The organism is Actinomadura verrucosospora (assembly GCF_039540335.1).
Classification (GTDB): Bacteria; Actinomycetota; Actinomycetes; order Streptosporangiales; family Streptosporangiaceae; genus Spirillospora; species Spirillospora verrucosospora.
The window spans coordinates 1-7,450 of sequence record NZ_BAABEV010000089.1 but is presented as its reverse complement, the minus strand read 5'-3'; the positions used below and the strand labels follow the sequence as shown (position 1 = coordinate 7,450).

2 protein-coding genes are annotated in these 7,450 nt (G+C 74.1%); both read right to left on the bottom strand.

From position 1 onward, the window contains the following. The coding region (locus ABD944_RS41830; protein ID WP_345187752.1) for an amino acid adenylation domain-containing protein at positions 1 to 3,703 on the bottom strand (3,703 nt) is incomplete at its 3' end. Continuing rightward, positions 3,685 to 7,450, bottom strand: a 3,766-nt coding sequence (locus ABD944_RS41825) for an amino acid adenylation domain-containing protein (RefSeq protein ID WP_345187750.1), incomplete at its 5' end; no start/stop codon positions are given. The genes ABD944_RS41830 and ABD944_RS41825, both read right to left, overlap by 19 nt.

Below are 7,450 nucleotides of genomic sequence, written 5' to 3'. Positions count from 1 at the left end.
TCTGCTGCGAGATCAAGCTGCCCGGATCATCCTCCGAACCGAACAACTCCCGCTGCCAGAGCGTGTAGTCCGCATACTGCACGGGCAACGCCGACCACTGCGGCTCCCGACCCTCCGCACGCGCCGCATAGGCGAGGATCACATCCCGGGCCAGCGGCGCCATCGACCAGCCGTCCGCCGCGATGTGGTGCAGGACGAGCATGAGGACGTGCGCGCCGCCGCCGAGGGCGAACAGGCGGGCGCGCAGCGGCGGCTCCACCGACAGGTCGAAGCCCTGCCCGACCGTCGCGGCCAGCGCCGCGGGCAGCGCGCTCTCCTCCACCTCCGCGACGTCGAGGCGGGGGCGGGCGTCGGCGGGGTCGAGGACGAGCTGCCGGGCGGTCCCCGACCGGTCGGGGAAGATCGTGCGGAGGGGCTCGTGGCGCGCCGCGACGTCGGCCAGCGCGGCGCGCAGCGCGGCGAGGTCGAGCGCGCCGTCCAGGCGCAGCGCGATCGGCATGTTGAACGCCGCGGGGGCGCCCTCGAACCGGTTGAGGAACCAGAGCCGCTGCTGCGCGTACGACAGCGGGACGACGTCCGGACGCTCGGCGCGCACCAGCGGCGGGCGGACGTCCCCGTCCGCCTCGGCGAGCCGTCCGGCGAGGCCCGCCGCGGTGGGCGCCTCGAACAGCGCCCGGACGGGCAGCTCGGCGCCGAGCGCGGAGCGGATCCGGCTGACGAGGCGGGTCGCGGTGAGGGAGTCGCCGCCGAGGTCGAAGAAGCCGTCGTCCACGCCGACCCTCGGCACCCCGAGGACCTCGGCGAACAGGCCGCAGAGGATCTCCTCCCAGGGCGAGCGCGGCGCGCGGCCGGCGGCGGCGCCGGCGTCGGGCGCGGGCAGCGCGGCCCGGTCGAGCTTGCCGTTCACGGTGAGCGGCAGCGCGTCCAGGACGGTGAACGAGGGGACCATGTAGTCGGGGAGCCGCTCGGCCGCGTACCGCCGGACGGCGGCGGCGTCGACGCCGGGCCCGACGAGGTAGGCGGCGAGGCGCCGGTCGCCCGGGCGGTCCTCGCGGACGACGACGGCGGCCCGCGCGACGCCGGGGCATCCGGCGAGGACGTTCTCGATCTCCCCCGGCTCCACCCGGAAGCCGCGGATCTTCACCTGGTCGTCGGCGCGGCCGAGGTACTCGACCGTCCCGTCCGGCCGCCACCGGGCGAGGTCGCCGGTGCGGTACATGCGGTCGCCGGGCGCGCCGAACGGGTCGGCGACGAAGCGCTCGGCGGACAGGGCGGGCCGGTCGTGGTAGCCGCGCGCGAGCTGCGCGCCCGCGAGGTACAGCTCGCCGGGGACGCCGGCCGGGACGGGCTGGAGCGCGCGGTCGAGCACGTAGGCCCGGGTGCCCCGCTGGGGCGCGCCGACGGTCGGGCGGTCGCTGTCGGCGACCGCCGCGTTCATGGTGTCGACGGTCGACTCGGTGGGCCCGTAGAAGTTGCGGGCGGTGAGGCCGGGGACGGCCCGCAGCTCCGTCCACAGGCTCTCGCTGATCGCCTCGCCGCCGAGGAGGAGCTGCGAGGGCCGGTGCCGGCCGTCGGCGTCCAGCAGCCCCGCCTCGCGGAGCGAGATGAAGTGCGACGGGGTGGTGTTCACCAGGTCGATCCGCGCCCGAGCCACGTACGCGGTGTAGGCCTCCACGTCGCGGCGGGTCTCGTCGTCGATGAGGTGCAGCTCGTGGCCGTACATCATCCACAGCAGGCCCATCCAGGACGTGTCGAACGAGAACGACGCCAGGTGGGCGAACCGCATCCGGCGGCCGCCGGCGGACTCGACGAGCGGGTCGAAGAACGCGTCCCGGTGGGCCTCGAAGTAGTTGAGCACGCCCGAGTGCGGGACGGTCACGCCCTTAGGGCGTCCGGTGGATCCCGACGTGTAGATGACGTAGGCGGCGTTGTCCGCCCGGAGGCTCCGGACCCGCTCCCCGTCGGCGGGGTCGTGGGAGGGCCGGCCCGCGGCGTCCGGGAAGTCGCCGGCGGTGATGGTCAGCACCGGGCGGCAGTCGTCCAGCGTGGAGGCGACGCGATCGGCCGGGTACTCGGGGTCGACGGGCACGTACGCGGCGCCCGCCTTCAGGACCCCGAGGATCGCGACGACGATCTCGGGGGTGCGCGGCAGGACGAGCGCGACGCGGTCCTCGGGGCCGACGCCCCGCGCGATCAGCTCGTGCGCGAGGCGGTTGGCGCGCGCGTTCAGCTCGGCGTAGGTCAGCCGGGCGTCGCCGCAGACGAGGGCGGTCTCGTCCGGGGTGCGGGCGGCCTGGGCCTCGAACAGGGCCGCGAGGGTGCCCGACGGAGCGTCGGCGGCGGTGTCGTTCCAGGCGGTGTCGTTCCAGGCGGCGAGGTTCGCTCGTTCGGCGCCGTCCGCGAGGTCCACTGCGCCGATCATCTGGTCCGCGTCCTCGGCGAACGCCTCCAGGAAGCGGCGGACGCGCGCGAGCAGCGCCTCCACGGCGGGCGCCTCGAAGACGTCGGGCCGGTAGTGCAGGCGGAGCGAGAGGCTCTCGCCCGGGACGGCGACGAAGGACAGGGGGAAGTGGGTGGCGTCGTAGGAGTCGGCCCCGGCGATGCGGACGCCGTTGAGGGAGCCGTCCATCGAGGACGGGTCGAACGGGTAGTTCTCCAGCACCGTCATCGTGTCGAACAGCGCGCCGCCGTGGCCCGCCGCCCGCTGGATGTCGGTGAGGCCGAGATGGTGGTGGGCGAGCAGCTCGGTCTGCTCGTCCTGGAGCCGCTCCATCAGCGCGCCGAGCGGCTCGTCCAGCCGGTACCGGACGCGGACCGGCAGCGTGTTGATGAAGAGGCCGATCATCTGCTCGATGCCCGGCAGCTCGGGGGGACGGCCGGAGACGGTCGCGCCGAACACCACGTCCCCCCTGCCGAGGAGCCGTCCGAGGACGAGTCCCCAGGCGCCCTGCAGGACGGTGCTCAGCGTGACGCCGTGGCGGCGGGCGGCGCGGGTGAGGCGGCGGGTGGCGCGCTCGTCCAGCGCGGTGGTCGTGCGCTCGGGGGGTTCGGGCGCGCGGGCGGCGGCCGCGGGAGCGACGAGTCCGGGCTCCTCCACGCCGTCCAGCGCGCGGCGCCAGGCGTCCTCGGCGGCCGCGCGGTCCTGGCGGGAGAGCCAGGCCAGGTAGTTCTTGTAGGGGGTGACGCGGGGCATCCCGGCGTCGTGACCGCCCTGCATGTACAGCAGGAACAGCTCGGTCACCATGATCGGCGTGGACCAGCCGTCCAGCAGGATGTGGTGGTTGGTGAAGATCAGCCGGTACCGCTCGGGGCCCATGCGGACGAGGACGAACCGCAGCAGCGGCGGCGCGGTCATGTCGAAGCCGCGCGCCCGTTCCCGCAGCACGACGGCGTCGGCCCCGGCGCCGTCGGCGGCGATCTCCTCCCACGGCAGCGCGACGGTGCGCGGCACGACCTGCACGGGCCGCGACAGGTCCTCGTGCCAGAACGCGGCGCGCAGGTTGGGATGGCGGCGCAGCAGCGTCTCGGCGGCGGTCCGCAGCGCGGCGGCGTCGAGGGGGCCCTCCAGGTCCAGGACGAGCTGGGCCGTGTAGACGTCGCCGTCGCCGGCGTCGAAGAGGGCGTGGAAGAAGAAGCCCTGCTGCAGCGGCGACAGCGGCAGGATGTCCTCGAGGTCGCCCCGGTTCACTTCTTCTGCCTCCACGCGGTCTGCAGCTTGTCGATCTCGCCCTGGTCCAGCTCCACCAGCAGGTCGGACGGGGTGAACCCGCCGGCCGCGCCGCCGGCGACGTCCGCGACGAGGCCGCGCAGCGCCGCGAACCAGCCCTCGGCCAGCTCCCGGACGTCGGCGGAGTCCAGCAGCCCGCCGGGCCATGTCCAGGTCGCCGACAGCACCGGGCCCGCGGGCAGGTCCCGGGTGAGGGCGTTGACCTCCAGGGCGTGCGCCATCGGCATGCGGGGGTCCTCCCCGGCGGGCAGCTCCTCGGGCGCGAGCGTCCAGTCGCCGCCGTCGCCGCCGTCCGCGATCCGGCCGAGGTAGTTGAACGCGATCTGCGCCCGCGGGACCTCGGCGAGCTCCTCGTCGCCGTCCACGTGGCGCAGCAGGCCGTAGCCGAGGACGTCCGGGACGGCGCGCAGCTGCTCCTTGACCTTCTTGACGGCCGCGCCGCCGGTCGCGCCCCCTGCGTCCAGCCGGACGGGGTGGATCGAGGTGAACCAGCCGGCCGTGCGCGAAACGTCCACGCCCGGCACGGAGTCCTCGCGGCCGTGGCCTTCGAGGTCGACCAGCACGCCGGTGCCGCGCCCGCCGCGGCGCCTGCGCCACTGGGCGACGGCGACGGCGAGGCCGGTGAGCAGCACGTCGTTGGCGCGCCCGTGGAACGCGGCCGGGACCTCGGTGAGCAGGGGCCCGGTCACGTCGGCGGGCAGGTCGAGGGTGAGGGAGCGGGCGCGGGCCGCGATGTCCGCGCGCGGGTCGAGCGGGCGGTCCGCGAGCTTCTGCGGCGGGCCGTCGACGATGTCGAGCCAGTCCTCCAGGTCCTGTGCGCTCCGCTCGGCGGCGGTGAGCTTCTGCGCCCAGCGGCGGAAGGACGTCCCGACCGGCTGGAGTTCTCCCCCGGCCCAGGCGGTGACGAGGTCGGGCAGCAGGATGCGCCAGGTCACGCCGTCCACGACCAGGTGGTGCAGGACGACGAGGAGGCGTCCCTGCTCGCGGTCGGCGTCGAACCAGACGAGCTGCGCGACCGTCCCGGCGGCCGGGTCGAGGCGGTCGCGGGCGGCGGCGGCCTGCTCGGCGACGACCGCCTGGACCTTGTCGCCGTCCAGTCCCGCGACGTCGACGCGGGTGACGAGGGCGGCGGCGTCGACCGAGCCCGGCGGGCGGACGACCGGCCGCCACCGGCCGCCGCCGGTGTCGAGGCGCAGGCGCAGGACGTCGTGGTGGTCGAGCAGGACCGCCAGCGCGGCGGCCAGCCGCTCCGCGCCGAGGCCGGGCGGGGTGCGCAGCAGCATCGCCTGGTGGAATCCGCTGATCAGCGACGCGTCGCCGCCCACCCGGTCGCGCAGCCAGGCGATGATCGGTGTGATGGGGACGGGCCCGACCCCGGCGCCCGGCGCCTCCGCCTCGATCTCCTTGCCCTCGCCGACCGGTTCGGCGGTGGCGGCGAGTTCTTCGACGGTCTGGTGCTGGAAGACCTCGCGGGGCGTGATGACCAGGCCGGACTGGCGGGCGCGGGAGACGAGCTGGATCGCGATGATGGAGTCGCCGCCCAGGTCGAAGAACCCGTCGTCGATCCCGACCCGCTCCAACCCCAGAACCTCGGCGAACAGGCGCGCGAGCGTCTCCTCCTGCTCGGTGCGCGGCGCCCGCGACGACACCTTCGCCCCGAAGTCCGGCGCAGGAAGCGCCTTGCGGTCCAGCTTGCCGTTCGAGGTCAGCGGCAGAACGTCCAGCTCCACGACGGCCGCCGGAACCATGTAGTCGGGCAGTTCCCTGCCGACGAACCGGCGCAGCTCGGCGGCATCGGCTCCGCTGCCCGCCACGTAGGCGACGATCCGGTCGTCCCGGACGATCACAGCGGCGTCCGTGACCGCCTCGTGGCGGACCAGCGCCGACTCGATCTCGCCCGGCTCGATCCGGAAGCCGCGCAGCTGCACCTGCCGGTCGCCGCGCCCGAGGTATTCGAGACGGCCTCCGGCCAGCCACCGGCCCACGTCGCCCGTCCGGTACATGCGGGTGCCTGGCTCGCCGTGCGGGTCGGCGACGAACCGCTCGGCGGACAGGCCGGGACGGTTCAGATACCCGCGCGCCAGACCCGGCCCCGCGACGTACAACTCGCCGACGACACCGGGCGGGACCGGCTGGAGACGACCGTCCAGGACGTAGACGCGCAGGTCCGGAATGCCGACACCGATGACGCTGCCAGGCGCGGTCGCCGCATAGGCGCGGTCCAGCGCCACGTACGAGACGTGCACGGTCGTCTCGGTGATCCCGTACATGTTGACCAGGACCGGCGCGTTCTCGTCATGGCGGGAGTACCAGTCCTCCAGGCGCCCCAGGTCGAGCGCCTCACCGCCGAAGACGATGTAGCGCAGGGCGAGGTCCCTGCCCGGGTTCTGCTTGTCGGCCGCCATCAACTGGTAGAAGGCCGACGGGGTCTGGTTGAGGACCGTCACCCGCTCCCTGTCCAGGAGAGCGAGGAAGTCGTCCGGCGAACGCGAGGTCAGGTAGGGGACGACGACGAGCCTGCCCCCGTAGAGCAGCGCACCCCACAGCTCCCACACCGAGAAGTCGAACGCATACGAATGGAACAGCGTCCAGACGTCCTGCGGACCGAAGTCGAACCACTCCTCGGTCGAACGCAGCAACCGCACCACATTCTGGTGCGGAACCACCACACCCTTCGGACGCCCCGTCGAACCCGACGTGTAGATCACGTACGCGGGGTGGTCCGGGGAGATCGCGATGCCGAGGTCGCCGTCGTCGTACCCGGACGCGTCCAGATCGGCGAGGTCCTCGGGGCGCAAGGTCAGGACCGGGTGGGCGTCTTCGAGCATGGAGGCGATGCGGTCCTGCGGGTAGTCCGGATCGATCGGAACGTAAGCCGCCCCCGCCTTGAGCACCGCGAGGATCGCCACCACCAGCTCCGCCGAACGCGGCAGAGCCAAAGCCACGAACTGCTCAGGCCCCGCCCCCTGCTCCACCAGCCGCCGAGCCAGACGATTCGCCCTCGCGTTCACCTCCCCATACGTCCACGACACACCCTCGAACGACACCGCCACAGCACCCGGACGAACCGCCGCCTGCGCCTCGAACAGCGCGGGGATCGTGGCCCGTCCGGCAGGGCGCGCCGATCCGCCCGCCCAGTCGCCAAGGACCAGCGAGCGCTCCCGCGGCGACAGGACGTCGGGGGCGCCGATGGGGGCGTCGGGGTCGGCGAGCAGCGACTCCAGATACCGCTCGAACCGCTCGACGAGGGCGCGCGCGGTGGCCGGGTCGTAGAGGTCGAGCGCGTACTCCAGCTCGCCGTCGAGCCCGTCCTCCCGCTCGGTGAGGATCATCAGGAGGTCGAAGCGGGAGACCCCGGCGGTGAGCGGTTCCACCTCGGCGGCGAAGCCGGGCATCTCCAGCCGCGCCGCCGGGTTGTTCTGGAACGTCAGCCCGACCTGGAACAGCGGGTGGCGGGCGAGGTGACGGGGCGGGTTCAGCACCTCGACGAGCCGCTCGAACGGGACGTCCTGGTGGGCGTAGGCGGCGAGGTCGGTCTCCTTCACCCGGGCGACCAGCTCCCGGAACGACGGGTCCCCGGAGGTGTCGGTGCGGAAGACGAGCATGTTGACGAACATGCCGACCAGGTCGTCCAGCGCCTCGTCGGTCCGGCCCGCGATCGGCGACCCGACCGGCACGTCCGTCCCCGCGCCCAGCCGCGTCAGCAGCGCCGCGAACGCCGCC